General features: G+C 66.1%; 25 protein-coding genes. 12 read left to right on the forward strand and 13 right to left on the reverse strand.

All coding sequences use genetic code 11. The features are described from left to right. Positions 1-4: 4 nt before the first annotated feature. The 3 genes from ACSJJU_RS08535 to ACSJJU_RS08545 all read right to left on the reverse strand — a co-directional run bounded on the left by ACSJJU_RS08535 (position 5) and on the right by ACSJJU_RS08545 (position 3,536). Complete coding sequence (locus ACSJJU_RS08535; RefSeq protein WP_435914930.1) at positions 5-1,399, reverse strand: pyruvate dehydrogenase complex E1 component subunit beta; 1,395 nt, start codon at positions 1,397-1,399, stop codon at positions 5-7. Next, on the reverse strand, positions 1,399-2,499 hold the full coding sequence (gene pdhA, locus ACSJJU_RS08540; RefSeq protein ID WP_435914931.1) for a pyruvate dehydrogenase (acetyl-transferring) E1 component subunit alpha: 1,101 nt from the start codon (positions 2,497-2,499) through the stop codon (positions 1,399-1,401). Before pdhA ends, ACSJJU_RS08535 begins: the two co-directional genes overlap by 1 nt. 311 nt (positions 2,500-2,810) lie before the next feature. Beyond that, complete coding sequence (locus ACSJJU_RS08545) at positions 2,811-3,536, reverse strand: alpha/beta fold hydrolase (RefSeq protein WP_435914932.1); 726 nt, start codon at positions 3,534-3,536, stop codon at positions 2,811-2,813. Between the two features lie 113 nt (positions 3,537-3,649). Between ACSJJU_RS08545 and ACSJJU_RS08550 the strand changes: the two genes are divergently transcribed. Further along, positions 3,650-4,576, forward strand: coding sequence for a LysR family transcriptional regulator (locus ACSJJU_RS08550; RefSeq protein WP_435914933.1), 927 nt, complete (start codon positions 3,650-3,652; stop codon positions 4,574-4,576). A gap of 56 nt (positions 4,577-4,632) precedes the next feature. Here the strand turns inward: ACSJJU_RS08550 and ACSJJU_RS08555 are convergent, their stop codons facing one another. From ACSJJU_RS08555 to ACSJJU_RS08575, 5 genes are all read right to left on the reverse strand, one after another. Next, positions 4,633-4,890: an FtsB family cell division protein gene (locus ACSJJU_RS08555; protein ID WP_435914934.1), complete on the reverse strand. Its 258-nt coding sequence runs from the start codon at positions 4,888-4,890 to the stop codon at positions 4,633-4,635. A gap of 220 nt (positions 4,891-5,110) precedes the next feature. Further along, entirely contained in the window at positions 5,111-6,388 is a 1,278-nt protein-coding gene (gene eno, locus ACSJJU_RS08560) for a phosphopyruvate hydratase (RefSeq protein WP_435914936.1), read from the reverse strand. A 276-nt stretch (positions 6,389-6,664) separates the two neighbouring features. After that, on the reverse strand, positions 6,665-7,222 hold the full coding sequence (locus ACSJJU_RS08565; protein WP_435914937.1) for a hypothetical protein: 558 nt from the start codon (positions 7,220-7,222) through the stop codon (positions 6,665-6,667). 242 nt (positions 7,223-7,464) lie between these two features. Then, positions 7,465-8,061 (reverse strand): DUF192 domain-containing protein, encoded by a 597-nt coding sequence (locus tag ACSJJU_RS08570; RefSeq protein WP_435914938.1) that lies wholly within the window; start codon positions 8,059-8,061, stop codon positions 7,465-7,467. Between the two features lie 66 nt (positions 8,062-8,127). Beyond that, positions 8,128-8,697 carry a cold-shock protein gene (locus tag ACSJJU_RS08575; RefSeq protein WP_435914939.1) on the reverse strand — a complete coding sequence of 190 codons (570 nt, stop codon included), beginning with the start codon at positions 8,695-8,697 and terminating at the stop codon, positions 8,128-8,130. A gap of 670 nt (positions 8,698-9,367) precedes the next feature. Between ACSJJU_RS08575 and ACSJJU_RS08580 the strand changes: the two genes are divergently transcribed. Together ACSJJU_RS08580 and ACSJJU_RS08585 are read left to right on the forward strand one after the other, a co-directional pair. Beyond that, positions 9,368-10,318 carry an XdhC family protein gene (locus ACSJJU_RS08580; protein ID WP_435914940.1) on the forward strand — a complete coding sequence of 317 codons (951 nt, stop codon included), beginning with the start codon at positions 9,368-9,370 and terminating at the stop codon, positions 10,316-10,318. Then, complete coding sequence (locus tag ACSJJU_RS08585) at positions 10,318-11,937, forward strand: NTP transferase domain-containing protein (RefSeq protein WP_435914942.1); 1,620 nt, start codon at positions 10,318-10,320, stop codon at positions 11,935-11,937. Before ACSJJU_RS08580 ends, ACSJJU_RS08585 begins: the two co-directional genes overlap by 1 nt. A gap of 24 nt (positions 11,938-11,961) precedes the next feature. Here ACSJJU_RS08585 and ACSJJU_RS08590 read toward each other — a convergent pair whose 3' ends face one another. Continuing rightward, complete coding sequence (locus tag ACSJJU_RS08590) at positions 11,962-12,504, reverse strand: regulatory protein RecX (RefSeq protein WP_435914944.1); 543 nt, start codon at positions 12,502-12,504, stop codon at positions 11,962-11,964. Between the two features lie 251 nt (positions 12,505-12,755). Between ACSJJU_RS08590 and ACSJJU_RS08595 the strand changes: the two genes are divergently transcribed. The 4 genes from ACSJJU_RS08595 to spt all read left to right on the forward strand — a co-directional run bounded on the left by ACSJJU_RS08595 (position 12,756) and on the right by spt (position 17,153). Beyond that, a complete protein-coding gene (locus ACSJJU_RS08595) occupies positions 12,756-14,537 on the forward strand; it encodes a fatty acyl-AMP ligase (protein WP_435915081.1) in 1,782 nt (593 codons plus the stop codon). Positions 14,538-14,560: 23 nt separating this feature from the next. After that, the gene (locus ACSJJU_RS08600) at positions 14,561-15,493 is read left to right on the forward strand and encodes an NAD-dependent epimerase/dehydratase family protein (protein WP_435914945.1); all 933 of its coding nucleotides are present in this window, start codon (positions 14,561-14,563) and stop codon (positions 15,491-15,493) included. 171 nt (positions 15,494-15,664) lie between these two features. Then, the gene (locus ACSJJU_RS08605) at positions 15,665-15,922 is read left to right on the forward strand and encodes an acyl carrier protein (RefSeq protein WP_435914946.1); all 258 of its coding nucleotides are present in this window, start codon (positions 15,665-15,667) and stop codon (positions 15,920-15,922) included. Beyond that, positions 15,915-17,153, forward strand: a complete 1,239-nt coding sequence (spt, locus tag ACSJJU_RS08610; RefSeq protein WP_435914947.1) for a serine palmitoyltransferase — start codon at positions 15,915-15,917, stop codon at positions 17,151-17,153. Before ACSJJU_RS08605 ends, spt begins: the two co-directional genes overlap by 8 nt. A 274-nt stretch (positions 17,154-17,427) precedes the next feature. Here spt and ACSJJU_RS08615 read toward each other — a convergent pair whose 3' ends face one another. From ACSJJU_RS08615 to ACSJJU_RS08625, 3 genes are all read right to left on the reverse strand, one after another. Continuing rightward, a complete protein-coding gene (locus ACSJJU_RS08615; protein WP_435914948.1) occupies positions 17,428-18,303 on the reverse strand; it encodes a hypothetical protein in 876 nt (291 codons plus the stop codon). A 261-nt stretch (positions 18,304-18,564) separates the two neighbouring features. Then, entirely contained in the window at positions 18,565-19,536 is a 972-nt protein-coding gene (locus tag ACSJJU_RS08620) for a diacylglycerol/lipid kinase family protein (RefSeq protein WP_435914949.1), read from the reverse strand. A gap of 3 nt (positions 19,537-19,539) precedes the next feature. Continuing rightward, the gene (locus ACSJJU_RS08625) at positions 19,540-20,088 is read right to left on the reverse strand and encodes a DUF2141 domain-containing protein (protein WP_435914951.1); all 549 of its coding nucleotides are present in this window, start codon (positions 20,086-20,088) and stop codon (positions 19,540-19,542) included. Between the two features lie 97 nt (positions 20,089-20,185). Here ACSJJU_RS08625 and ACSJJU_RS08630 point away from each other — a divergent pair, with 97 nt between their 5' ends. The 5 genes from ACSJJU_RS08630 (at position 20,186) to ACSJJU_RS08650 (ending at position 26,059) form a co-directional block, all read left to right on the forward strand. Next, positions 20,186-21,391, forward strand: a complete 1,206-nt coding sequence (locus ACSJJU_RS08630; RefSeq protein ID WP_435914953.1) for an LptF/LptG family permease — start codon at positions 20,186-20,188, stop codon at positions 21,389-21,391. A 13-nt stretch (positions 21,392-21,404) separates the two neighbouring features. Next, on the forward strand, positions 21,405-22,499 hold the full coding sequence (gene lptG / locus ACSJJU_RS08635) for an LPS export ABC transporter permease LptG (RefSeq protein ID WP_435914954.1): 1,095 nt from the start codon (positions 21,405-21,407) through the stop codon (positions 22,497-22,499). Positions 22,500-22,510: 11 nt separating this feature from the next. Next, positions 22,511-24,052 (forward strand): lipopolysaccharide biosynthesis protein, encoded by a 1,542-nt coding sequence (locus ACSJJU_RS08640; RefSeq protein ID WP_435914955.1) that lies wholly within the window; start codon positions 22,511-22,513, stop codon positions 24,050-24,052. A 121-nt stretch (positions 24,053-24,173) separates the two neighbouring features. Next, positions 24,174-25,328, forward strand: a complete 1,155-nt coding sequence (locus ACSJJU_RS08645; protein WP_435914957.1) for an N-acetyltransferase — start codon at positions 24,174-24,176, stop codon at positions 25,326-25,328. Positions 25,329-25,342: 14 nt separating this feature from the next. Continuing rightward, positions 25,343-26,059, forward strand: coding sequence for a DUF502 domain-containing protein (locus ACSJJU_RS08650; RefSeq protein ID WP_435914958.1), 717 nt, complete (start codon positions 25,343-25,345; stop codon positions 26,057-26,059). Here the strand turns inward: ACSJJU_RS08650 and ACSJJU_RS08655 are convergent. Beyond that, entirely contained in the window at positions 26,052-26,330 is a 279-nt protein-coding gene (locus ACSJJU_RS08655; protein WP_435914959.1) for a helix-turn-helix domain-containing protein, read from the reverse strand. The two genes, ACSJJU_RS08650 and ACSJJU_RS08655, sit on opposite strands and share 8 nt — an antisense overlap. Positions 26,331-26,542 lie beyond the last annotated feature (212 nt).

The raw sequence follows: 26,542 nt of genomic DNA on the forward strand, positions 1-26,542 counted from the left end.
CGACTCAGCGATAGCAGACGCGCTTGGCGGCGGCGACCACATCGGCCGACTTCACGAGCGCGAGCTTCTCAAGGTTGTTGGCATAGGGCAGCGGCACGTCCGCATTGGTGACGCGCAGCACCGGGGCGTCCAGATCGTCGAAGCCTTCCTCCATGCAGATGGCGGCGATTTCCGACGAGATGGAGCACTGCGGCCAGCCTTCCTCGACGCAGACCAGACGGTTGGTCTTGGCGAGGGACTTGAGCACCGTCTCCTTGTCCAGCGGACGCAGGGTGCGCAGGTCGATCACCTCCGCGTCGATGCCCTCCGCAGCCAGCTGTTCGGCGGCTTCGAGCGCCACGCCCACGCCGATGCTGTAGGAGACGAGCGTCACGTCCTTGCCCTCGCGGACCACCTTGGCCTTGCCGATGGGCAGCACATAGTCCTCATCCACCGGCACCTCAAAGGCGCGGCCATAGAGCAGCTCGTTCTCGAGGAACACCACCGGATCGGCGGAGCGGATGGCCGCCTTGAGCAGACCCTTGGCGTCCGCCGCCGAATACGGCGCGATGACGACCAGACCCGGCACGTGGGCGTACCACGGGCCGTAGTTCTGGCTGTGCTGGGCCGCCACGCGGGAGGCCGCGCCGTTAGGGCCGCGGAACACGATGGGGCAGCGCATCTGGCCGCCGGACATATAGTTGGTCTTGGCCGCCGAGTTGATGATCTGGTCGATCGCCTGCATGGCGAAGTTGAAGGTCATGAACTCGACGATCGGCTTCAGGCCGCCCATGGCCGCGCCGGTGCCGATGCCGGCAAAGCCGTGCTCGGTGATCGGCGTGTCGATGACGCGGTTGGGGCCGAACTCGTCGAGCAGGCCCTGGGTCACCTTGTAGGCGCCCTGGTACTCGGCCACTTCCTCGCCCATGACGAAGACCTTGTCGTCACGGCGCATTTCCTCGGCCATGGCGTCGCGCAGGGCCTCGCGCACGGTCTTCTTGACCACCTCCCCGGTGATCTCGGGGTCGCGCACGTCCGCCTTGCGCGGCTGGGCCTCGGCCCGGGACGGCTGCACGGCCGGCGGCGCGGATTCGGCGGCCTGGGGCTTGGCGGCGTCGGCAGCGGGGGCCTGCGGCGTCACCGGCTTCTCGCCGGCGGCGAGCGCGTCCAGGTTCTCGCCTTCCTCGGCGATGAGCGCGATGGGCGTGCCCACCTTCACCCCGTCGGTGCCTGCGGCCACGAGGATGCGGGCCAGAATGCCGTCGTCATCGGCCTCAAGCTCCATGGTGGCCTTGTCGGTCTCGATCTCGGCGATGGTCTGGCCGGCCTTGATCTTGTCGCCCTCGTTCACCAGCCACTTGGCCAGCGTGCCCTCTTCCATGGTGGGCGACATGGCGGGAAGGAAAATCTCGGTGGCCATCAATACGTCTCCACCAATACGTCAGTGTACAGCTCGGAAGGATCGGGCTCGGGCGAAGTCTGGGCGAAATCGGCCGCTTCGGCCACGATCGCCCGCACTTCCTTGTCGATCGCCTTCAGCTCGTCCTCGGTGATCTTGCCCGATTCCAGCAGACGGCGCTTGCAGCCCTCGATGGGGTCGGACTGTTCGCGCACCTGCTCCACTTCCTCCTTGGAGCGGTACTTGGCCGGGTCGGACATGGAGTGGCCGCGATAGCGGTAGGTCTTCATCTCGAGGAGGATCGGACCGTTGCCGCCGCGCACCCACTCGACCGCCGTGTTGGCCGCGCCGCGCACGTCCAGCACGTCCATGCCGTTCACCTGGATGCCGGGGATACGGAAGCTCTCGCCGCGCCGGAACAGCTGATCCTCGGCCGAGGCGCGGTTGACGCTGGTGCCCATGGCGTACTGGTTGTTCTCGATCACGAAGATGACCGGGAGCTTCCACAGCTCCGCCATGTTGAAGGATTCGTAGACCTGGCCCTGGTTGGCCGCGCCGTCACCGAAGTAGGTGACGCACAGGCCGCCATCGCCCTTGTACTTGTGCGCGAAGGCCAGACCCGCGCCGAGCGACACCTGCGCGCCGACAATGCCGTGGCCGCCGTAGAAGCCGTGCTCGACGGAGAACATGTGCATGGAGCCGCCCTTGCCGCGGGAAATGCCGCCGGCGCGCCCCGTGAGTTCCGCCATCACCGCCTTGGAGTCGATGCCGCAGGCCAGCATGTGGCCGTGGTCGCGGTAACCGGTGATGATGCTGTCGCCCTTCCGGAGCGCGGACTGGATGCCGACGACAACCGCTTCCTGGCCGATGTAGAGGTGGCAGAAGCCGCCGATGAGGCCAAGGCCATACATCTGGCCCGCGCGCTCCTCGAACCGGCGGATGAGCAGCATATCGCGGTAATACTGCTTCAGCTCCTCAAAGCTGGCCTTGTAGGGCTCTGGATAGTCCGGGGTCGGAATGCGGCTGGTTCGCAGCGCGTCCGTCTCCTCCCGACGGTTCCGGCCCTTCCCTTTCTGCTTACCACCGGCGTTTGCTGCTCCGGTGTCGGGCGATGGCGACATAATCACCCCTCCACTTGTAACCGAACGTTCGGTTTGTTTCTAAATCGTCTCATCGTTGTTAGCCCAGCAATAGAGCCGCGCCAAGGAATTTTCACAACCAAGCTTTGAAGGATGCCTTGGCTGACAGAGAGAACGCAGGGAATGATGTTGGGTCGCAACAGCGAATTACAAGGGATATTCAAGCCGATAGCAAACAATCGGAACGATGCCCGCGTCCACAAAAAAAGAGGGCGCCCATCGCGAACGATGAACGCCCCACGGTGGGAAGTCAGGGGGGGGGGAAGTCAGGAAGGGAAAGTCTTGCGGCGCGCTCAGGCGGCCATGGCCTGCGCGCCCTCGCCCGCCAGCAGCCAGTCCCGCAGCAGGCGGGCGGTCGCCACGGGCTGCTCAAGCGGCGGCAGATGCCCGCATTCGGGCAGGATATGCAGCGTCGAGTCCTTGATGCCCTCGTGCATGACCCGGGCCTGCGCGACAGGCGTCGTCACATCGTCCGCGCCCACCACCACCATGGTCGGCACCCGGATCGACGCGAGCGTCGGGCGCGAGTCCGGGCGGCCCAGAATGGCGGTCTGCTGGCGCACGAACGCCGCGCCGCCGACGCGCTGCGCCATGTCGCACACCTCGTCGCCCACCGGGCCGTCCACATGGCGGGCGTGGACAAGCTGGGGCAACATGCGCTTGGTCACGCCCATGAACTTGCCGACCCTCAGGGAGTCGATGCTCGCCCGGCGCAGGGCGGCGCGCTTGGGCGAGTCCGGCGCGGCGCTGGTGTCGAACAGGGCCAGACGCGTCACCCGCTCGGGCTGCTGGCGCATGATCTCGAACGCCACGTAGCCGCCCATGGAGAGCCCGGCGAGCGCAAAGCGCGGCGGCGCGGACGCCAGCACCCGTGCCGCCATGCCCGCCACGCTGTCGTCCTGCGTCAGGTCGGCGATGAGAGGGTCGGCAATGTCCTTGAGCGCCTCGGCCTGACGACGCCACAGGCGCTCGTCGCACAGCAGGCCGGGCAGAAACACCAGGGGGAGTGAACGGGTCATCGGAGCACCTCCGAGCGTCAATATCAGTGTCGCCACGCAGGAAAGATGACTCTCCCAACCATATTCGTCCAATATATGATACGGCCGATTGTGATAGGTATTGGAGATACCAGATGGAGCTGCGCCATATCCGCTACTTCCTCGCCGTGGCGGAGGAAGGCAATTTCACCCGGGCCGCCGCACGGGTGGGCATTGGCCAGCCGCCGCTCAGCCAGCAGATCCGCGATCTGGAACAGGAGATTGGCGCGGCCCTGTTTCACCGGGTGCCCCACGGGGCGGAGCTGACCGAGGCCGGCCGCGCCTTCCTTGAGGCGGTGCGCACCATGCCGGACCAGGCCCGCGCCGCCATCCGCAGCGCCCAGCGCGCCGCACGCGGGGAGACCGGCATCCTGCGGGTGGGCTTCACCGGCTCGGCCGTGCTCAACACCGTGGTGCCCGCCTCCATCCGCGCCTTCCGGCGCAGCTTTCCCGACGTGGACCTGACGCTGGACGAGCGCAACAGCAACGGCCTGGTGGCGGGCCTACGCGACGGCAGCCTCGACCTGGCGTTCCTCCGCCCCGGCGCGATCGACGGGGAGGACATTCAGGCCCACCCCTTCCCCGACGAACCGCTGATCGCCGCCCTGCCCCTCGCCCGCGCCGCGGCCCTTGAGGACGACCAGCAGGAAATCCACCTCGCCAGCCTGCACGCAGACCCCTTTATCCTGACGCCCAAGCCCATCGGCCCCACCCTGTTCGACGCGGCGGCCAATGCCTGCCGCGAGGTGGGCTTCGAGCCGATCATCGGCCAGCCCGCGCCGCAGATCGTCTCGGTGCTCTCGCTCGTCGCGGCGGAGCTGGGGGTCTCGCTGGTGCCCGCGTCCATGCGGCAGCTGGCCGTCACCGGCGTTGCCTATCGCAATCTCGCCGATGTCAAACCGGTGGCGCGGCTGGCGCTTGCTCACATGCGCGGCAGCCTGCCCGCCATTGCCCGCAACTTCCTTGATCTGTCACGCCGGCAGGCCAAGGCCGCCACCGGCGAGGCGGCGGACGCGTCCTGAGAGAAGACGGGGAAGCCGGGAGGGGTCAGCCCCTCCTGCGACTGGAAAACCGGAGCCTAGCGGCGCGGCTCCAGCATGATCACGTCCTCGTCCGGGTGGGCGAGGCCGAGATGGCGGCGGACCAGTTCGTCCGCGTAATCCGGGTCAATGTGCTCCGGCGACAGCAGCGCCACCCGATGCTCCAGCGTCTGGCGCTGCTTGCGCACCTGCTCGGCGGTCTTGGTCAGTTCGCGGATCTGGGACTCGTAAACCGTGTAAGCCCGAAGGCCATGCTCGCCCTGAAAGGTATGGTAGGCAAAGTAGCCAATGGCCACAATGCACCCGGCAGGCACAAGTGCCTGACGAATCAATGAAAAGAGGGGCGATTCCGTATCCACGGGGCTAAATCAACATGCCTCTATTGTTCCGTCAAGGGATGGAATTAATCAAAGGCGCAGAATTGGCCAGAAAAAGCGCCGGTCCGTTTTTCCAGACCGGCGCCCTTACAAGATGTGGTGTGTGATCCCGCAAGACCACACAATTCACGAATATTATTTACGCCTTGAGAATCGACCGGCCGGCATAGACCGCCGCCGTGTCCAGCTCCTGCTCGATGCGGATGAGCTGGTTGTACTTGGCGAGACGATCCGAACGGGCCAGCGAGCCGGTCTTGATCTGGCCGCAGTTGGTGGCGACGGCCAGGTCGGCGATGGTCGAATCCTCGGTCTCGCCCGAGCGGTGCGACATGACGGCGGTGTAGCGGGCGCGGTGCGCGGTCTCGACCGCATCCAGCGTCTCCGTCAGCGAGCCGATCTGGTTGACCTTCACCAGGATCGAGTTGGCGACGCCCTTCTTGATGCCTTCGCGCAGACGGACCGAGTTGGTGACGAACAGGTCGTCGCCCACCAGCTGGCACTTGTTGCCGATGGCGTCGGTCAGCGCCTTCCAGCCGGCCCAGTCATCCTCGGCCATGCCGTCCTCGATGGAGATGATCGGGTACTTGGCCACCAGGTCCGCCAGGTAAGCGGCGAACTCGCCGGACTCGAGGGTCTTGCCCTCGCCCGCCAGCACGTACTTGCCGTCCTTGAAGAACTCGGTCGAGGCGCAGTCGAGGGCCAGGTACACGTCCTCGCCCGGCTTGAAGCCCACCTTCTCGATCGACTTCATCACGAAGTCGATGGCGGCGGTGGTGGACGCCAGGTTCGGCGCAAAGCCGCCTTCATCACCCACGGCGGTGTTGAGACCCGCCGCCGACAGCTCCTTCTTCAGGACGTGGAAGATCTCCGCGCCCCAGCGCACGGCGTCGGCCAGCGTGTCCGCGCCGACCGGCATGATCATGAACTCCTGGAAGTCGATCGGATTGTCCGCGTGCGCGCCGCCGTTGATGATGTTCATCATCGGCACCGGCAGGGTGCGGGCCGACACGCCGCCCACATAGCGATACAGCGGCAGGCCCCGGGCCTCCGCCGCCGCCTTGGCAACCGCCAGCGACACGCCGAGGATGGCGTTGGCGCCGAGGCGGCCCTTGTTCGGGGTGCCGTCCAGATCGATCATGATCCGGTCAAGCTGGACCTGATCTTCCGCGTCCAGGCCGGCCAGAGCGTCGAAGATCTCGCCGTTCACGGCCTCGACCGCCTGGGTCACGCCCTTGCCAAGGTAACGGCCCTTGTCGCCGTCGCGCTTCTCGACAGCTTCGTGCGCACCCGTCGACGCGCCGGAGGGCACGGCGGCGCGGCCGAACGAACCGTCTTCCAGCAGAACATCGACCTCGACGGTGGGATTGCCCCGGCTGTCCAGAATCTCCCGCCCGACGATATCCACAATGGCCGTCATTTCCCATGCCCTCCGTTGGCTTCGTAGAAACTCGGGGGCACGTCTAGCGTCCAAGGCCGGTTGCGGCAAGAGATGCCGAACCGGTGATCGCCCTTAACCGCAATTTTGTCAGGTCAGGTTCTCTTTGTCAGGTCAGGTCATGGCGGGGACGCTTCAAGGCAAACCGGGCGCGCCTGAACGAGAATGGGCCTGAACGAGAATGGGCGGGGCCGCGCCGTCCCTGCACGGCGGGCCCTGCCCGGTCAGATCTCATCGCAGGCGCTGATGACTCCCGGGTTACGGCAGCATCCAGCCGTCGTCCGTGCGGCTGAGCGTGCGCTGCACCGTCTCCCGGCCGGACTTCACATACTGCTTCAGGTCCGGATTGTTGGCCCACGGCGCGGTGACCACATGCCGGAGCAGGACCTGAGCATCGAGGAACCGCTTGGCGCCGGTGGCATATTCGCGCGTGGTGAGCACGCGGTCCACCTCGGTCTTGCCGTAGCAGAGCCTGTTGTCGCGCAGGTAGGCGCGCCCTTCCTCGCTCAGGTCAAACGCGGCCATATTCAACGGCGCGGATGCCTCCCCGGATTGGGGCGCGGAGGCTTCTGCGGACTGGGTCACGGCGCCCGGCACCAGCACGCCTTCCTTCACCAGCGCCTGGATCCACCCCGCTTCCGGCGCTTCGCTGAGGTCGGTCTGGTAGGTAACGGTAATCGGAAAACTGTCGGCAAGCTGAAGGCAAAGATCCTTCGCGTACTTGGCCTCGAAGGCCTTTTCCACCTGATCCTTCGCTCCGCAGGCCGCAAGCAAAATACACGCCGTCAGGACGCCATAAATCCCGGAACTTCTCATTCTTTTCCTCCCCACGCTGTCGAATTCGACAACCCCATCGATCAGATTATTATTTTATTCTTTTTTATTTATACACCGGCATCATTCCGGCAACAAGTCAGATCTCCGTCCCGCGCCCCCGTCAGCAAGGCCCGGCACGAGACCGAAATGACGCGCAAACGCCCCCGTCCCCGGCTGATCGGTGCGACAGCCACGCTGCCGCCCGTCACAGCCGGGCCCGGGAGATTGCCTGATCCAGGCCGTCAACTATGAGGTTTCCAGAAAAAGCCCGCGCCGCCCCGCCTTTGGGAGGACGTGCCTTCCTTTGGCAGTTCCGCGTGCAGAACCCGGTCACCGGGGGCAAGGCCGTGGCGCGCCGCCAAACCGCCCCCGATTTCCAGAACCGCAATCACCGGCCCCTTGGACTGGATGGGGTCCATCGTCATCGGCTTGGCGTTGGCCTGAATGCTCTCGATGCGCCCGTCCGTTCCGATGAAGATCAAATCGAGCGGAATATAGGTGTTCAGCATCCAGAACGACGCCCGTTGCGGCCGCCGAAAGAGAAACAACATGCCCGCATCTTCCGCCAATTCGCGGCGATACATGAGGCCGGTGGCGAGTTCCTCCGGCGTGCGGGCCACCTCGACGGAAAAATTGAACTGCTTTCCGGCCGCGGTCCTGATCGACAGGCCGGAGACCGGCAGCCGCTGCGGCTGTCCATCCGGCCGGGCTTCGGCGCGCGCAAAGCCGAGACTGAACCCTGGCGCGGCAACGCCCGCCCGGTCCGCATGACCTCCCGGCACGCTATTTTCGGGCACGCCACCTCCCTGCACGACAAGGGCGAGCGCAGCAATTGCCACGCCCGCCCCCAGGGATATCCCTAACGGGGATGACTTAAACTTCATGCCCCCAACTCACGTACTGGTTCATGCGTCATCCACTTTTTCCACGACAACGGCCAGCGGTCCTTTCTCGCCGGATGCGATCCTGGCCTTCAAGCTCTGACCAGGGACCAGCTCCAGTATGTCCGCCCGCCGCAGCGTTTCCATGTGAACGAAGATATCCTGCGTTCCCACACCACGTGAGAGGAAGCCATACCCCTTCAACCGATTGAACCACTTTACCGTAACGGTTTCAAAATTTCCGGCCAGAGGCAGGAGCGAAAGTGGATCCGTCCTCTCGGCAACACGCTGCAAAACCGTCTCGGGATCAGGGCCGATCGCCGTCGAGAGATCCAGACTGAGGATCTTCGACGCCTGACGGCCGCGATCCCGCCTCACGGCAAGACAGGTTACCGTCGCCCCTTCAGGCAAAGTGCGACGCCCCACCTCCCGCAAAACAGTAAAGTGAACCAAGACATCTCCGCCGCCGTTAGAAGGCACCAGAAAGCCGTAACCTTTTACGGCATCGAACCATTTTACGGTCCCGGTGACTTCTTCCCCAACGACATCGGACTGCCGGTCGAGGTTCTCCCCTCCTTGAACCCTCTCCGCCATTTGGTTCCTTCCAACGCTATGCACCACAGAATTGTGCTACGACGACAATTAGCACATGTTCTCAGCGCGTCCAATTTTCAAAGTCCTGACGCGCCCGCTTTCATGGACGCAATAATTAAACTTATCAAAGTAATCTATTGGTCGAGCGTCTGAAATCCCCCTGCCAAAACGCTTCACCAAGCCAACGGTATTAACAAAAAAACCTTTGCTAACAGTACGTTGGTCCGAAATTGGAATCATATGGTTAAATCAGACTTAATTCAACCACTACCTGCGCCCACGGCGCCGGCGGCCGAACCCTCTACGACCATTTTCAGCACCCCCCTTTTTGTTGCTATTAACCCGATCGGGTAGGTGCCAGCGGTATCATCGAGACCATCCGCCTAGAATCACACTCGACTCGGCGCATTTTTGGACGATCGCCCTGCGCCCCGAACATGCCCGGCACACGTGGTCAAATCCGTGAAATCACTAATGATATTATATTACTACACCGGCCAGTAAAACCACCCTCATCACAGCCGGAAGGTCCGGCGCACGCGTGATGCACCCGGCGCCGCCCGCGAAGGCCCGGGTCTTCGCGGCCAATGTGCCGCCCTTGCGGATCCTGCCCCATGTTCAGTATCAGCAAGGCGGGTCGCGAGGATCGGCTCGGAGGTTGTTTCAAGCCATGACACCGACTGAGGACCATATCGCCAGCCTGTTCCGCCAGGCGCTCGCATGGGGCGGCGAAGGCCACAGGGTGGCCCTGACAACCGTGATCGAAACCTGGGGGTCCGCCCCTCGCCCTGCCGGGTCCCACATGGTGGTACGGGACGATGGCCTGTTTCAGGGATCGGTCAGCGGCGGCTGCGTCGAGGGCGACGTGATCGTGAACGCGCAGCAGGCACTGGCGGAGGGGCGCGCCCTCCGGCTTGATTATGGCGTGAGCAACAGCCAGGCCTGGTCCGTGGGCCTCGCCTGCGGCGGCCGCATTTCCGTGCTTGTTCAGCCCGTGGACGAGCGCCACTTCTCGCCTGAGCTGATGCGCCGTATTCTCGACGCGCGCAGCGCCGGGCGCAGCGTTGCGGTTGCCACCCGCATCTCCACCGGCGTCAGCGCCATCGCCGAGGCGCACACCGCTCCGGCGGACGATTGGCTCTTGGCGGTCTATGAACCGCCGCTGCGTCTCGCCATCGTCGGCGCGGTCCATATCGCGCAATCGCTGGTGCCCATGGCGCGGGCGCTGGGCTATGCGCCGTTCGTCATCGATCCGCGCGCCGCGTTCGCCAGGGGGCGGTTCGAGGATGTGGAGGTCTCCCCGCTCTGGCCCGACGAGGCGCTGCGGGCGTGGAAGCCGGACAGCCGCTCGGCCATCGTCACCCTCACCCACGATCCCAAGCTGGACGACCCCGCGCTGGCGGCGGCTCTCGCCTCGCCTGCCTTCTATATTGCCGCGCTCGGCTCGCGCAAAACCCACGCTGCCCGGCTGGAGCGGCTGAAGGCGCAGGGGTTCGATGACGCGCAACTGGCGCGTATTCAGGGCCCGGCCGGCCTTGCCATCGGCGCGAAATCGCCCGCCGAGATTGCCCTCTCCATTGCCGCGCAGATGACGGCCCATCTGCGGCAAGGAGCGGCCTGATGCGCTTTGGCCCCGTCGCCCCGAAAGACGCCGAAGGTGCCATCCTCGCCCACAGCCTGAGCGTTGGCGGCCGCCGTCTGCGCAAGGGCCTGCGGCTGACGGCAGACGACATCCGGTTTCTTGAGGCCGCCGGCCTTGATCAGGTGGTGGTGGCACAGCCGGATGCGGAGGATCTGCTGGAGGACGACGCGGCACGGCTTCTGGCCGAACGGCTGGCCGCCCCCGGCCTGCGGGTTGGCAAGGCGGCAACGGGGCGCTGCAATCTCTATGCGGACGTGCCGGGCCTGGTGACGCTGGACGTCGAGGCGGTGCACCGCTTCAATCTGGTGGACGAGGCGATCACCCTGGCGACCCTGCCCCGCCATGCCCGGGCGGCGGCGGGCCAGATGGTCGCAACCATCAAGATCATTCCCTATGCCGTGCCCCGCACGCGGGTTGCGGCAGCGCTGGAGGCGGCGGCGGAGATCGGCCTTGGCCTCGCCCCCTTTCAGCGGCAGCGGGTGGCATTGATCCAGACCCGCCTCCCCGGCCAGAGCGATGCCCTGTTCGCCAAGACCGAGCGGGTCACGGCGGCGCGCCTTGCCCCGCTCGGGCTCGGGCTCGACCGGACCCTGATCGTGCCCCACGAGACCGCAGCCGTGGCAGGGGCGCTCCAGGACGCGCCCGAGGATATCCTGCTGGTGATCGGCGCTTCAGCCATTGCCGACCGGCAGGACGTGATCCCGGCCGCCATTGTCCGCGCGGGCGGCCATGTGGAGCGGCTGGGGATGCCGGTCGACCCCGGCAATCTGCTCTGCCTCGCCCGCCTCGGCGACCGCCCGGTGCTGGGCCTGCCGGGCTGCGCCCGCTCGCCCAAGCGCAACGGACTGGACATGGTGCTGGAGCGGCTGGCAGCCGGACTTTCCGTGGACAGCCGCACGATCGCGCACATGGGCGTCGGCGGCCTCATCGATGAGATCCCCGAGCGGCCGACGCCGCGCCGCAGCGCCGATGCAACTTCGGACCAGCCGGGGCCGATCGGGGCGATCGTGCTCGCTGCCGGGCAGTCCCGGCGCATGGGCGAGACGAACAAGCTGCTGATCGAGGTAGACGGCCGCCCGATCCTCGCCCATGTGGTCCGCACCCTCTGCGCGGCCGGTCTGCCGCCGCCGATCGTGGTGACGGGATGCGAGGCCGAACGGGTGCGGGCCGCCCTTGCGGACACGCCCGTGCGCTTCGTTCACAACGCCGACTTTGCGGACGGCCTCAGCACGTCCATCCGCGCCGGCGTCTCCAGCATCCCGGAGACATGGAGCGGGTGCTTCATCTGCCTCGGCGATATGCCGGAGGTGACGCCCGCCACCCTGCGCGCGCTGATGGAAGCGTTCGACCCGGCGGCGGGCCGCTCCATCTGCGTGCCCGTCCACGAGGGCCGGCGCGGCAATCCGGTGCTGTGGGCACGCCAGCATTTCCCGCGCCTGATGGCCCTCAGCGGCGATGTAGGGGCAAGGCACCTGCTGGCCGAGCTTCAGGACGCGGTGGCCGAGGTGGAAACCCCGTCCCCCGGCGTGCTTCAGGATGTGGACACGCCCGCTCAGGCCGAAGCGCTCCTCGCGCGAAAACTTCAAAATATCGTGTAACCGACTGATTGGTTTTCGTTTTGATTAACTGACAGCGCGTTCGGCGCGGAACTGCTCCAGCTCCTCCTCCGACGCGAGCCGCAGCAGTTTGCCCGACAGGTCCGGCGGGTGGCCGGCGCGCATCATGGCCGCAAACGCCTTGCGCCGGGCATCGGGATCATGGGGCGCTCCCTCTCCGAACGGCCCCCAGCGGCGGCGGCGCAAGTAGGCGACGGCGGCCTCCAGCGCATCCACCTCGTGAAGGGCTTCGTCCGTCACCTCCGCTCCGATGCCTGCCCCGCTCAGCGCCTGGCGGATGCGGTGCGCGCCCATGCCCCGGCGGGTGAGCGCCCGCGCCCGCCCCTCGGCAAAGGCCACATCATTCACCGCGCCCAGGCGCTCCACATAACCCACCGCCTCCGCGATCGCCGCTTCGGCCGCGCTGTCCAGCCCCTCGTCCGCCGTTACCGCCTCGACGTTCGACCCGGCATCCCACCCCTTTTCCCGAACCTTGCGGCGCAGGTAAGTGGCAAGCTTGTGGCGCGTGGTGGCGTAACGGGAGACGTAGCGCAGGGCCAGGTCTTTCAAACGCGCAGTATTCAAAGGGGCTTGAGCCATGCGGAAAGACACTTCATAGGAACGTCTCAGGGATCAATCGCCTTGATCCTGCCACAGTCGGGCCGGAATTTGAACGCGACTGACAGGCAAAAGTCCATGCTGGATGACAGTTTTGAGATGCAACCCGCGAGTCACGCGTGGTTGGGTCAGTTATTAGAGACGGGAGCGCAGCGTTGCTGAATTCGACTTCGCAGCAACTCAATGCCGACATCGTGAACGGGGTGGCGGATCAGTTGAACGGAAAGCCGGCCGCGCAAGTGAACGCGGCTGTGCTGACGCCGACGCCGACGGAAGACAGCCTGCCCCGTCGCTATGCGGACTTCGAGACCTTCACCGAGGCTCTGGATTACGCAGCGCAGGGTGTGCGCGGCTTCAACGTCTACACCGCCCGCGGCGAGCTGAAGGAAGTGCTGCCGTTCTCCGCCCTGCGCGAAGGCGCGATTGCCCATGCCCGGCGCCTGATGCATCTGGGCGTGGAGCGCGGTGATCGCATCGCCCTGATCGCCGAGACCTCCTCCGCCTTCATGATCGCGTTCAGCGCCTGCGCCTACGCGACCGGCCTGCCGGTGCCGCTGCCGCTGCCCACCTCCTTCGGTGGCCGCGAAGGCTACATCCAGCAGATCCGCAACCAGCTCTCCAGCAGCGAGCCCAAGGTGGTGCTGGCCCCGTCGGGCCTGATCGACATCATCCGCGAGGCCGCCGACGGCCTGGGCGCGGTCTTCGTCGGCGACTGGGAGGCGTTTGCCGCCCTGCCGCAGGCCGAGGGCGAGCTGCCCAAGGCGCACCCGGACGATGTGGCCTACCTCCAGTACTCCTCCGGCAGCACCCGCTTCCCGCACGGCGTCGAGGTGACCCACCGCGCCATGCTGGCCAACTGCCACGGCCAGGCCTACCACGGCACCCGCGTGCAGCCGACCGACCGCTGCATCTCCTGGCTGCCGTTCTATCACGACATGGGCCTTGTGGGCTGCTTCCTCGCCACGCTGACGAGCCAGGTCTCGACCGACCTTATCCCGACGGACGAGTTCGTGCGCCGCCCGCTGACGTGGCTGAAGCTGATCTCGGAAAACAAAGGCACCACAATCTCTTACAGCCCGACTTTCGGGTATGACATCACCGCCCGTCGCGCCCCGTCCGACGTGGCCGAGAAGTTCGACCTGTCGCGCTGGCGCGTGGCGGGCAACGGCGGCGACATGATCCGCCCGGACGTGATGCAGGCCTTCATCGATGCGTTCGCCCCCGCGGGCTTCAAGCCGGGTGCGTTCATGCCGTCCTACGGCCTCGCCGAGGCGACCGTCGCCATCAGCTTTGTCCCCGTCGGCCAGGGCATCATCACCGATCTGGTGGACGAGCGCATGCTCTCGGGCGACATGGACAGCCCGCGCGACCCGCGCCAGCCGGCGCGCTACCGCGCCATCGTCAACTGCGGCAAGCCGCTGCCGGATCACTTCATCGAGATCCGCGACGAGAACGACAAGGTCCTGCCGGAGCGGGCGATCGGCCGCGTGCTGGTCAAGGGCCCATCCATCATGAAGGGCTACTTCCGCGACCCGGAAGCGACCCGGGCGTGCCTCAGCGAGGACGGCTGGCTCGACACCGGCGACATGGGCTACCTGCTGGACGGCTCGCTCTATATCATCGGCCGCGCCAAGGACATGATCATCATCAACGGCAAAAACCACTGGCCGCAGGACATCGAGTGGGCCGTTGAGCAGCTGCCGGGCTTCAAGAACGGCGACATCGCCGCCTTCGCGGTGACCGAGCCCAATGGCGAGGAGCGTCCCGCCGTGCTGGTGCAGTGCCGCGTCTCCGACCCGGCCGAGCGCATCCGCCTGCGCGAGGAAATCCGCGCCAAGGTGCGCCAGATCACCGGCATGAACTGCATCGTCGAGCTGGTGCCGCCGCGCAGCCTGCCGCGCACCTCCTCGGGCAAGCTGAGCCGCTCCAAGGCGCGCCAGCTGTATCTCTCCGGCCAGATCGTCCCGCTCAGCGTCGCGGCTTGAGCGCGTCCAGCCAGAATCGATCCATGACGAACCGGGTCGTCGCCGTGACCGGCGCGACCGGGTTCGTCGGCACGCACCTGATCCGCCAGCTGGCCCGGCTGGGTTGGGACGTGCGCGCCCTCACCCGCCGCCCGCAAGTGCTGGAATCCGGCATCACCTGGGTGAAGGGCAGCCTTGAGGATGCGCGCTCCCTTGCCGAGCTGGTGCTGGGCGCAAGCCACTGCATCCATGTGGCGGGCGCCATCAAGGGCCGCAACCGCGACGATTTCGCCCGCGCCAACATCGAGGGCACCGAGCGAATCCTGGCCGCCTGCGCCGGCGGCGGCGTCGAGCGGTTTCTCCATGTCTCGTCCCTCGCGGCACGGGAGCCCTCTCTCTCCGACTACGCCTGGAGCAAGCGCGAGGCCGAGGAGCTGGTGCGCGCCAGGGCCGGGGGAACCTGGGCCATTGTGCGCCCGCCCGCCGTCTACGGCCCCGGCGACCGGGAAACCCTCAGCCTGTTCCAGGCCGCGAAGTTCGGCCTTGCGCCCCTGCCCAATGCCCGGGCGCGCGCCTCCCTCATTCATGTGGGCGACCTCGCCGCAGCGCTCGCGGCCGCGCTGGACGCCGATGAGTCCATCCACGGCACCCTCGCCGAAGTGCACGACGGCCAGCCGGGCGGCTACCTGCTGGCGGACCTCTACAAGCGGATCGGCGCGGCCTTCGGCAAGCGGGTGGCCTGCGTGCCGGTGCCGGCCCTGCTCCTGCGCGGCGTGGGCCAGGCCAATGCGGTGCTGGCGCCGTTCCTCGGCCGGGTGCCGATGGTGACCCCCGGCAAGGTGCGCGAGCTGCTCCACCCGGACTGGACCACGGCGGACGACACCCTGCAGCGGCTGACCGGCTGGCAGCCGGCCATCAGCGCCGACGCAGGGCTGCTGGAGACCGCCCGCTGGTATCAGGCCCACGGATGGCTGTGACGGGCGGCTTTGACGGGTAGCGGTGACGAGCGGCCATGACGAGGGATGGTCATAAGCCCCGACCCGGACTAAGAGACTCGCGAACCGGCAGGCTTCTGCCCTCGCCCTGCCCCGCTTTGACCATAATGTCGGAGCATGCGGGACAAAACACATGCAACTAGGTCGTCGTTTATGCTGTCGCACCAACAAATCTACGAAGTTCTCACCCGCCTGATCGCGCCGTTCAACAAGAAGGGCGTTGCGTTGACGCCCGATACGTCGTTCGCCAGCGATCTGGAGTTTGACTCGCTGACCGTAATGGATCTGGTTGCAGCCATTGAAGACGAGTTCGACATCACCCTGCCGCTCAACATGCTGCCGGATCTGGAGACCATTGGCCACGTGGCCTCTGCTGTCGAGAAGATCCTGAAGGATCGGGCCAATGGCTGATCTGCTCGCCAAATTCGACGGACTCATCAACGAACGGGCGGCGCTGAACGCCACCGGCCTGCCGGACCCGTTCCGTGTGGTGATGGAAAAGGTGATCTCGCCGACCGAGGCCATCATCAACGGCCGCCACACCATCCTGGTCGGCACCTACAACTACATGGGCCTCACCTTCCACCCGGAGGTGATCAAGGCGGGCCAGGAAGCGCTGGAGCAGTTCGGCTCGGGCACCACCGGCAGCCGCGTGCTGAACGGCACCTACGCCGGGCACAAGGCGCTGGAGCAGACGCTGGCCGACTTCTACGGCACGAAACATGCCATGGTGTTCTCCACCGGCTACCAGGCGAACCTGGGCATGTGCTCCACGCTGGTCGGCAAGGGCGACTACATCATCATCGACGCCGACAGCCACGCCTCCATCTATGACGGCTGCATGCTCGGCAACGCCGACGTGGTGCGCTTCAAGCACAACTCGCCGGAGGATCTGGACAAGCGCCTGCGCCGCCTGCCGAAGGAAGCGGGCAAGCTGGTGGTGCTGGAAGGCGTCTACTCCATGCTGGGCGATATCGCCCGCCTGAAGGAACTGGTTGAGGTCGCCAAGGCGCACGACGCCACCATCCTCGACGACGAAGCCCACGCCATGGGCTTCTTCGGCGAGAAAGGCCGCGGCGTGGTCGAGGCCGCAGGCGTCGAGGACCAGGTGGACTTCGTCGTCGGCACCTTCTCCAAGTCGGTCGGCACCATCGGCGGCTTCGTGGTCTCCAATCACCCGAAGTTCGACATCCTGCGGGTGGTCTGCCGCCCCTACGTGTTCACCGCCTCGCTGCCGCCGTCGGTGGTTGCCACCGCCCGCAAGGCCATCGAGCTGATCGCCACCCAGTCCGAGCGGCGCCGCCAGCTGATGGAAAACAGCCGCAGCCTGCACAGCGGCCTCAAGGCCGCCGGCTTCCAGCTCGGCACCGAGGAAGCGGAAAGCGCCATCATCGCGGTCATCTGCCCGGATCAGGACACGACCGTGAAGCTGTGGGCCACCCTGCTCGAAAACGGCGTCTACGTGAACATGGCCCGCCCGCCGGCCACGCCGCACGGCCTCTACCTCATCCGCATGTCGCTGTGCGCCGAACACCGGCCGGAACAGGTCAAGACCATCGTCGAGCGCTTCACCGCCGCCGCCCACGCCGTGGGCTACCCGCTGGGCCAGAAGTTCCTCGACGTGCCGCTCACCTCGGCCTGAGGCACAGCCCACACGCACGGGACATGAAGGCGGGGCCGCAAGGCTCCGCCTCTTTTTTCTTTGTGATTTCAGGTCATTGATTGCAGGAGGGGCTTACCCCTCCTGCACCTCCCTTTTTTCTATAGGGACGTGCGTGTGAACAAGGGCGCGGCCCATTCAAATACCCCGTTTCAGATGGCGCACAGATAACGCGGCCCGATAAACGAAATGGGAGGTGCAGGAGGGTCCGAGACCCTCCTGCAAACAAAAAAGTCCTGAAAAACTCCCCCAGACCCTACCGGATCGCGCCCTTGCGCTTGAGGTCCCGGAACAGGACGAGGCCGCCGATGATGGGGTGGCGGCGGTGCCAGGGTTTGATCTCGACGGTAACGCCCGAGTGGCGGGTGATCTTCCAGGCGAGGTAGTCGATGCCGCCGGTGAAGGTGGCGGTTGCCTTGATGAGGCGCAGCGCGGAGAGCAGCTTGCCTTGCAGGCTGCGCAGCGACCATGCGATGCGGCCCCGGAGGCGCCGGGCGCCGGTGACGGCGGGAAGCGCCACCCGATCGCCCTCTACCGTGGCCGGGATGCCGGCGGCTTCCAGCGCGGGCGCGGTGATGGCGAGGTAGTAGTCCGGCGCAAGGTCGAACAGTTCGAGGCCCTTGCCCTTCTTCTCGGCGCGCAGTTCGGAGCCGTAGGTCAGGCCGAAGGCGGCCACCCACAGCGCGCGGACCGTGGCCTCGGCGGGCAGCATCGGCCGGGCCGCGCGCAGCAACGTGGCAGGCGCCTGGGCGACGGCGCTGATGACGGCGCCCCTCGCCTCCGGCCGCGCCCATACCAGCAGCGACGGCTGGGCGAAACGCGCCCACACCGAGACGTTGAAGCAGGCGGGACTGGCGAGATGGCGGAACTGCTCGACCGTGAGAACGGCATATTTGGCGCGGTAGGTAACGCCCTCGATCTCCTCCTCCGCGTAGAAGACGTTGGGCGGAATGAGCCGATTGGCGATGGCGAGGCCCGCGCTGCCGTAGGCGTGCCGGTAGCTGTCCACCAGCACATAGAAGTCGAGCAAGGTGCCGGAGAGGTCGCCGGTCCTGAGGGCGGAGCCGTAGAACAGCACCGCCTGCGCCGCCGCGCCGTAGCGGCTTGCCACCCGCTCGGCGAAGGCCGCCACCACAGGATGCGGCGGCGTGGCGAGCTGGGAGGAAATGAGGTCGATGAGGTTTGAGGCAGGAGGGTTCTGGACCCTCCTGCTCCTCCCATTCGGTTCAACGGCCGTGCCCGTCATTTCACGCGTGCCATCCAGATGATCGGGGCGCACCACGTGCGAGACAGGCGCGGCCCGTTAAAACGCAAGGGGGATCTCCAAGGGGGTCCGAGACCCCCCCTTGGAATACAACGTTGGAATACAACGTTGGAATACAACAGGACTGCCTCAGGCCGCCAGCGAGAGGAACGGCTGCGGGGCGGTCTGGGTCAGCACGATCGGGCGGCCGGGGGCGGCCTTGTAGATCTCGCCATCCAGCAGCACGGCCGGGTCGCGGCCTTCGATGAGGATTTCCGAGCCGCCGTCCAGATGCAGGCCCGGCGTCTCCTCCACCTCCTTCGAGCGCAGGATCAGCATGGAGATGGCCGTGCGCAGAATGCTCATGCGGCGCTGCTCCAGGCAGATCATCTTGAGGGAATCCTTGGCGGCCTGTTCCTTGGGCCGCACGCCCAGCAGCAGCTTCTCAAGCGTCGTCACCAGCAGGATGAAGAACCGTCCCTCGTAGGTGCCGATGCCGCGCACGGTGACGCGCAGCGGCTCGGACCGGATCGGCGACAGGCGCGACTTGCCGCCGATGATCACGCCGACCAGCGTCGCCACCGCCGCGAGGAAGTGGGAGATCTTGTTGGACAGGCCCAGCGGATAGATGCGGTTACGGCAGAACAGCAGCGCGCTGAGCAGGCCCGCCGCGCCCAGGAACATGCCGAGCACCGGGCGGTTGCCCCGCCCGTCCGACAGGGCAATGAGCCGGCGCTCCACCACATGGGCCGACAGGTCGCCGTGGGCGATCTCCACGATCCGGCGCAGTGCCTGGAGCGGATCGCCCGAGGCGCCCAGATCGGCGGCGATCAGGTTGGTCTTGCCGTTGGGCAGCACCGCCACCGGCGGCATGGTGTCACCGAACGGCCGGGCATGGTACAGCTCCGTGAGCGCGGCCTGGACGGTGCCATCTCCGCCGTTGATGACCAGCACCGCCGGCTTGACCGAGGCAATGAGCTTGAGCGCCTCCGGGATCTCGTTGATGTCGCTCAGCTCGACGTGGAACAGATTGGGGCACGTCGCCACCAGCTCCCGGATACGCGGGAGGAGATCCTTGTTCCTGGTCGACAGAGGGTTGGACAGCAGCGCAACCAGTGACATGAATCACTCCGATTTCCGAATCGGCCCAACGTTGAGGCCGGAGACATAGTTGAGAACGATGCGCATCACACCGACAGCCTGCGGCGCGGCAAAGGCCACTTCGCCGGGCTTGGGTTTGGAGAACTTCAGCTTGGGATTGTTGGAGACGCCAAAGCCGTCGCTCCACAGGTCGGTCTTGCCGTCCATATCCCGGTCATGGAGAACGGAAATCGCATAGCGGGCATGGCCGCCGGGCAGCGGGACGCACACGGTCATGTCGCCCGAGGACGAAACCGGCACGTCAAACTTGACCAAGTACTTGCCGGACTTGAGAAAATCGTCTCCCTCGCCGTTGAAGGCCTTGATGCGGAGCTGACCTTCGCGGTCCTTGAAACCGGTGATGGTGAGCTGCACCGCCGGGTCCGTTGCGCCCGGGGCGCACCGTTCCGCATGCGGCCCGAGACTGGCCGCCGCGTGGGCTGAGGCCACCGGCGCAGCCGCAGACACAGCCGCAACCGCCGCCGCAAACACGGCCAGGGCGGAGACAGGCGCTTTCGGGCAGCGATTTTTCATGTGACCTCTTCCCTTCCGCGAGCTATACCGAGCCCACAACTATTCTCTGTGGGGGTCGTTCGCGGCCAAAGTTTGACCAATCGGCGACAATACCGCGATGATCAACCACCTTGACCGTTATATCTCCCGGCTGATTTTCGTTCCGCTGATCGCGACTCTTCTGGTTTCGGCCCTGCTTCTGCTGCTGGACAAGATGCTGCGCCTGTTCACTTTCGTCATTGACGAAGGCGGGCCCGTCACCGTGGTCTGGCAGATGCTGGGAAACCTTATTCCCCAGTATCTTGCCCTCGGCATTCCCATCGGCCTGCTGCTCAGCGTCATCCTGTCCTTCCGGAAACTTGCTGTTGGCAACGAGATGGACGCCATCACCTCCTCGGGCGTGTCGCACCTGCGGCTGCTGGTGGTGCCGTTCCTGCTTGCCGGGCTGCTGGCGTTCGTGACCCTGTGGCTGGTGGGCTTCATCCAGCCCTACAGCCGCTATGCCTACGAGGGGTTGCGTTTCGAGCTGCGCTCGGGCGCGCTGGGAGCCAGCATCAAGGTCGGGGAGTTCGCCCACCTCGGCAAGAAGCTGACCCTGCGGATCGAGGAGTCGCGGGAGGGCGGCCGGGTGCTCTCGGGCATCTTCGTGCATGCGGAGGACAAGGACGGCTCCATTCTGACCGTCACCGCCGACCGGGGCACCTTCCTCGCGACGGACGACCCCAACATCGTGCTGTTCCGCCTGTTCAATGGCGAGCTGGTGCTGCGCGGCAAAGACTCCTCCACCCAGCGGCTGCTCCAGTTCGACCAGCACGACCTCCCGGTGGACCTGCCGGAGTTCGAAGCCTTCCGCGCGCGCGGCAACGAGTATCTGGAGCTGACGCTGCCGGAGCTGCTCATTACCCAGAACGATGAAAACAAGACGCCCAAGGCCAAGCTGGAAGCCAGCGCCAACTTCCATCGCCGCCTCGTTCAGGTGGCGGTGCTGTTCGTCATCCCGTTCCTCGGCATGGGCCTTGCCATACCGCCCAAGCGCAACACCTCGGCGCTGGGCGTGTTCGCCGGCATCGTCATTCTGGTCGTCTACAACGAGATTTCCGAGTTCTGCGAGAAGCTCAGCAGTGACGGGGTGGCGCCCGCCGCCGTGCTGCAATGGGTTCCCTTTGCGGTGTTTGCGCTTTACAGCGTCTGGCTGTTCCGCCAAGTGGCATACCGGGTCGGCGAGCCGCCGATCGGGCGGATCATCCGTACCGGCGAGACACTAACGAAACAGATGAAGCGCCTCATCACCCCATTCCGCCGGCGCCGGAAATTGGCTCATTGACGGGCAAGAGACCATGCGGCTGTTCCCTTCCTCAACGCTTGCACGCTACCTCGGCCAGATGTTCGTCGTTCGGGTGCTGGCGTTCCTCATTGGCCTTGTCATGGTGCTGCAAACGCTGGATCTGCTGTCGGAATCGGACAAGATCCTGGCGGTGGACGGCAATGGCTACGGGGCGCTGGCGCACTACGTGAGCCTGCGCATGCCCCAGCTCATCTCCCAGTTCCTGCCCTTCTCGGTGCTGCTGGGCACGCTCGTCACCCTGGCGACACTCAACCAGAACAGCGAAGTCGTGGTGATGCGCGCGGCGGGCATCTCCGCCCATCAGGTGCTGATGCCGCTGGTGGCCGCCGCAGGGCTGATCAGCGCCGGCCACTTCCTGTTCAACGAGACGGTTGTGGTGCAGTCCACCGCCCGGCTTCAGGCATGGGAGCGGGTGGACTATGCCCCGCGCAGCGTGATCCAGCCCCCGGAGGGCCAGGAGATCTGGGTGGCGGATGGCGACACCATCATCCACGCCCGCGAGGCCATTCAGCGGCAGGGCCAGCTGATCCTCCCCGGCTTCGAGCTGTTCGAGCGGCAGGAGGGCAGCCACCTGCGCCGCATCACCACCGCCGAGAAGGCCGTTTACGCCAACGGCGCATGGACGCTCCACAGCGTCCGGGTCTACAGCCCGACCGGCGAGCCGGCCACCGCACAGGATACCCTGCCCTGGCGCACCAACGTGCAGACCGACCGCTTCCTTGCCGTGGCGGTTGACCCGGCCACCGTCTCCTACACGCGGCTGCGGCAGGCCATCCGGGAACTGTCGGAAGGCGGCCGCCCGACCGAGAGCCTGGTCGCCTCGCTCTACCACAAGATCTCAGGGCCCTTCTCCTCCATGCTGATGCCGCTGCTGGCCGCTGTCAGCGCCTTCGGCGTCGTGCGCTCGGGCAAGCTGTTCGTGCGGATCGTCATCGGCATGGCGCTGGGCTTTGGCTATTTCGTCGCGGACAACTTCATGCTGGCCATGGGACAGTTCGGCTCCGTACCGCCGTTTCTGGCGGCCTGGGCGGCGCCGCTGCTTTTCCTGTGCATCGGTGAGAGCGTTCTGTTTCGAACGGAAGAATGACACCGTCTCCCATGCAGGACGAACCCGTCGAAATCGAGCGCAAGCCCGTCACCGAGGGCGAGGTGGCGCGTGGCGCGGCCACGGCCCTGCTCGCCCGCTTCAGCGCCGTGATCGAGCTGATCAGCCAGCCCGCCTACACCTGGCTGTTCTCGGTGGCCACCTACGGCGTCTACACGGTGCTGTGGGCCGCCGTGAACATCATCTCCAACATCTTCGACCTGGCGATGACCAGCGTGCTGCAGCGCGTGGTGCCCCAGGCCCGCAACGAGGAAGAAGCCCACGCGGCGGTCAAGGTCGCCATTCTGGTCATCCTCGCCACCACCGTGCCGCTGGCCACGCTCGGGTCCCTCACCGCGCCCTGGCTGGCCAAGGTGGTGAACGCCTCGCCGAGGGACCAGGAAACGCTGGCGCTCGCCATTGGCCTGTTCGCCTGGGCACTGCCGCTGTGGACCTTCATGGAGGTGGCCGGCTCCGCCATGCGGGCGCGGCGCGCCTTCGGGCCGGAGATCCGCCTCAAGGTGTTCTACGAGCAGGCAAGCCGCCTCGCCTTCGCCTTCCTGTGCTTCGGCATCGGCATGCGTAGCCTCGGGCTGGTGGTGGCGCATCTGGCCTCGCTGCTGTTCATCTCGGCCCTGTCGCTGCGCCTGCTCGGCCGCTACTACGACCTGAAGCTGGTGCTGCGCGCCCGCGTGCCGCAGGGCATGGTGCACGAAATGCTCACCTACGGGCTGGCGGTGCTGCCGGGGAACATCCTGAAGCGCTGCTATTCGGACCTGCCGCCCATCCTCCTGAACCTGATGCTGCCGGGCGTTCAGGGCGCAACGGCGGCGGCGCTGTTCGGCATTGCCCGCAAGGTTGCCAGCGTCATGCAGATGGTGAAGCTCAGCTTCGGCTATGTGATGGCCCCGCTGGCCTCGGCCCAGAAGGCCGCCATCGATTCCAAGGCGGTCGAGCCGCTCTACGGCTTTGCCACCCGGCTCGCCATTGCCGGCATCCTGCCGCTGCTCGCCGCCGTCATCGGCCTTTCGCAGGAGATCCTGCTGCTGTTCGCCCCCGAGGCGCGGGCGGCCCTCTCCCTCGTCATCGTGCTGTCGGTCGGACGCACCGTCGAGGCCCTGCTCGGGCCGAGCAGCGCCATTCTGGAAGTGATCGGCCAGCGGCGGCTCATGCTGTGGAACAGCGCCGCCGGGCTCGTCAGCTGGCTGGTGCTGGCGTTCCTGCTGACCCCGCGGTTTGGCGCCATGGGCATGGCCATTTCCGTCTCGATATCGCTCAACCTCGTCGCGTTGCTGGCGTTGCTGCAACTCTACTGGTCGAACCGGCTGCACCCGTTCCAGCCGCCGTTCTGGCGCACCCTGTCGGTGAGCCTCTTGGCCGCCCTTCTGGTGCTGGCCAGCGAGGCGGCGGTGAGCCACTGGTCCGAACCGCTGGGCGCGGTGGTGGCGGTGGCGATGTTCGCGGCGAGTTTCTGGCTGTCGCTGCGGTTCGGCCTCTGCCAGCCGGACCGGGCCGCGCTGGGCCGCTTCGCCAGATGGATGCGGATCAAGGTGTAAGTCTCTGGCAAACCGGCTCTCCCGGTCGCCAATCCCGCCGCCAGGCGGTCATTTCCGGCCCCAAATATGCCATAGTATTGGACCATCGGACATCCGAACGCCCTTTCAGGAGTGACCCCGCGTGCTGACCACCGCCTCGACTCTCCACATCCGCCCGGTTGACTCGCGCGCCGATCTCGACACCTTCGTGCGCCTGCCCTGGTCGCTCTACCGCGACGATCCCAACTGGGTGCCGCCCCTCCTCAGCGAGGTGAAGGGGCTGCTCTCCGAGAAGTCCAACCCCTATTTCGGCCACGCCAAGGCCCGCTACTGGCTGGCGCTGCGCGACGGCAAGCCGGTGGGCCGCATTTCCGCCCAGATCGACACGCTGGTGCAGCAGCACATGGGGCAAGGCATCGGCCAGTGGGGGATGTTCGAGTGCGAGAACAACCCGGAAACCGCCGCCCGCCTGTTCGAGGCCGCCGAAGGCTGGCTGAGGGCCGGCGGCATGACCCGCGCCATGGGCCCGTTCAGCCTCTCCATCTGGGATGAGCCCGGCCTCCTCATCGACGGCTTCCAGCATCCGCCGCTGCTGATGACGCCGCATCACCTGCCCTACTATGCCGGGCTGGTGGAAGCCCAGGGCTACACCAAGGTGAAGGACCTCTACGCCTACGACCTTGATATCACCGTGGGCTTTCCCGAGCGCATCCAGCGCATCGTGGCGGCGGGCGACAAGAACCCGCGCATCCGCATCCGCAAGGCCGACCCCTCCCGCTTCGAGGAGGAGGTGCGGCTGGTGCTGGAGATCCTGAACGATGCGTGGTCGGACAACTGGGGCTTCATCCCCCTGACCGAGGCCGAAATCGCCTACGCCGCCAAGAAGATGAAGCCACTGGTGAAGCCGGATCTGGTGCGCGTCTGCGAGTTCGATGGCAAGCCCGCCGCCTTCATGCTCACCCTGCCGGACCTGAACGAGCTGCAACGCGACCTGAACGGCCGCCTGTTCCCCTTCGGCTGGGCCAAGCTGCTGTGGCGTCTGCGCGGCACCCCGTTCACCCAGCGCGTCCGCGTGCCGCTGATGGGCGTCCGCAAGGAGCATCAGGCCAGCCGCAACGGCGCGCTGATGGCCATGATGCTGATCGAGCACATCCGGCGCGATGCGGTGGGCGTCTACTCCAACCGGGGTGAGCTGTCCTGGATTCTGGAGGACAACCTGCCGATGCGGAATATCCTCGAGAACATCGGCTGCTTCATCTACAAAACCTACCGAATTTATGACAAGTCATTGATCTGACAGTAAGGATGGACGTGTCCCCTCCCCCGTCGGCCCCCGAGAAGCAGCGCCCTGGTCTGCGCCAGCGGCTGCGGACCTATTTCCTCACCGGCATTGTCGTGGCAGCGCCGGTGCTCATTACGGTCTATCTGATCGTCAGCGTCATCGGCGCGATCGACGAGCTGGTGACGCCGCTGCTGCCGCCCGAAGTGCGCCGCGTCGGCGTGCCGGGCATCGGCCTGCTGGTGGTGGTCTCCGGCCTTACCCTGCTGGGCGCCGTCGCCGCCAACGTCATCGGCAAGTGGCTGCTGCGGATGTGGGAGTACATGCTCAACCACACGCCGGTGATCCGGGCGATCTACCGGCCGGTCAAGCAGGTGTTCGAGACGGTCATCGGCCCGGGCGGCATGTCCTTCCGCGAGGTGGTGCTGGTGGAATACCCGGCCGAGGGCCGCTGGGTGACCGGTTTTGTCGCCGCCGTCGCCCCCCACGACATCGCCGAGCACGTGCGCCGCGACACGGGCTGCGCCGAAACCGAGGAGGTGGTCAGCGTCTACGTGCCGACCGCACCCAACCTCTACGCCGGGTTCGTGGTGTTCCAGCCGCGCTCGCGCCTGCGCACCCTCGACATGACGGTGGAGGAAGGCATCAAGCTGGTGGTCTCCTTCGGCATCGCCGGCCAGAGCGACAAGGCCAAGGGCGAGAAGGGAAAGGCCAGACGGGTCAAGGCCGCGCGGCCGGACGTCAACTAGGCCGTACAGTCTCAGCGGCGGGCCCCGCCCGCGCCGCCCGGGCATCTTCCCACAGCCGGTCCAGCACCTCCTGCGGGGCCTCGGCGATAAAACGGAAGGCGAGAGCTGTGCGCGCATCGATCGGCACATCTCCCGCCTCCCATCGCTGGACACTCCTGGTATCCACACCAAACAGAAGAGCAAGCCGTTCCTGCGTCAGCTTGAGCGTGCCCTGAAGCCTGCGCCCCTTGCGTATGGCGCGCGCTTCTGCCCCGCTTAGTCTGTTCAGCATGCGTTTTCCCCCTTGGTCATCCCCGGGAAGAGCGGTATCTTCCCGGGGCCTGACCTTATCTCCTGAGCCGGATCTTGATCGAAATCTCGATCCGGGTCAGGATGAAGGCCAGAAGGATCAGAGTGTCCAATTCTTGTCTCCTTCTGGACTCGACGGGAGAAATCCCGCCAATCGCCGGGTTGGTTCCGCCAGCCCGGCGATTTCGTATATAG

This window comes from Pedomonas sp. V897, assembly GCF_051304405.1.
Classification (GTDB): domain Bacteria; phylum Pseudomonadota; class Alphaproteobacteria; order Sphingomonadales; family Sphingomonadaceae; genus Pedomonas.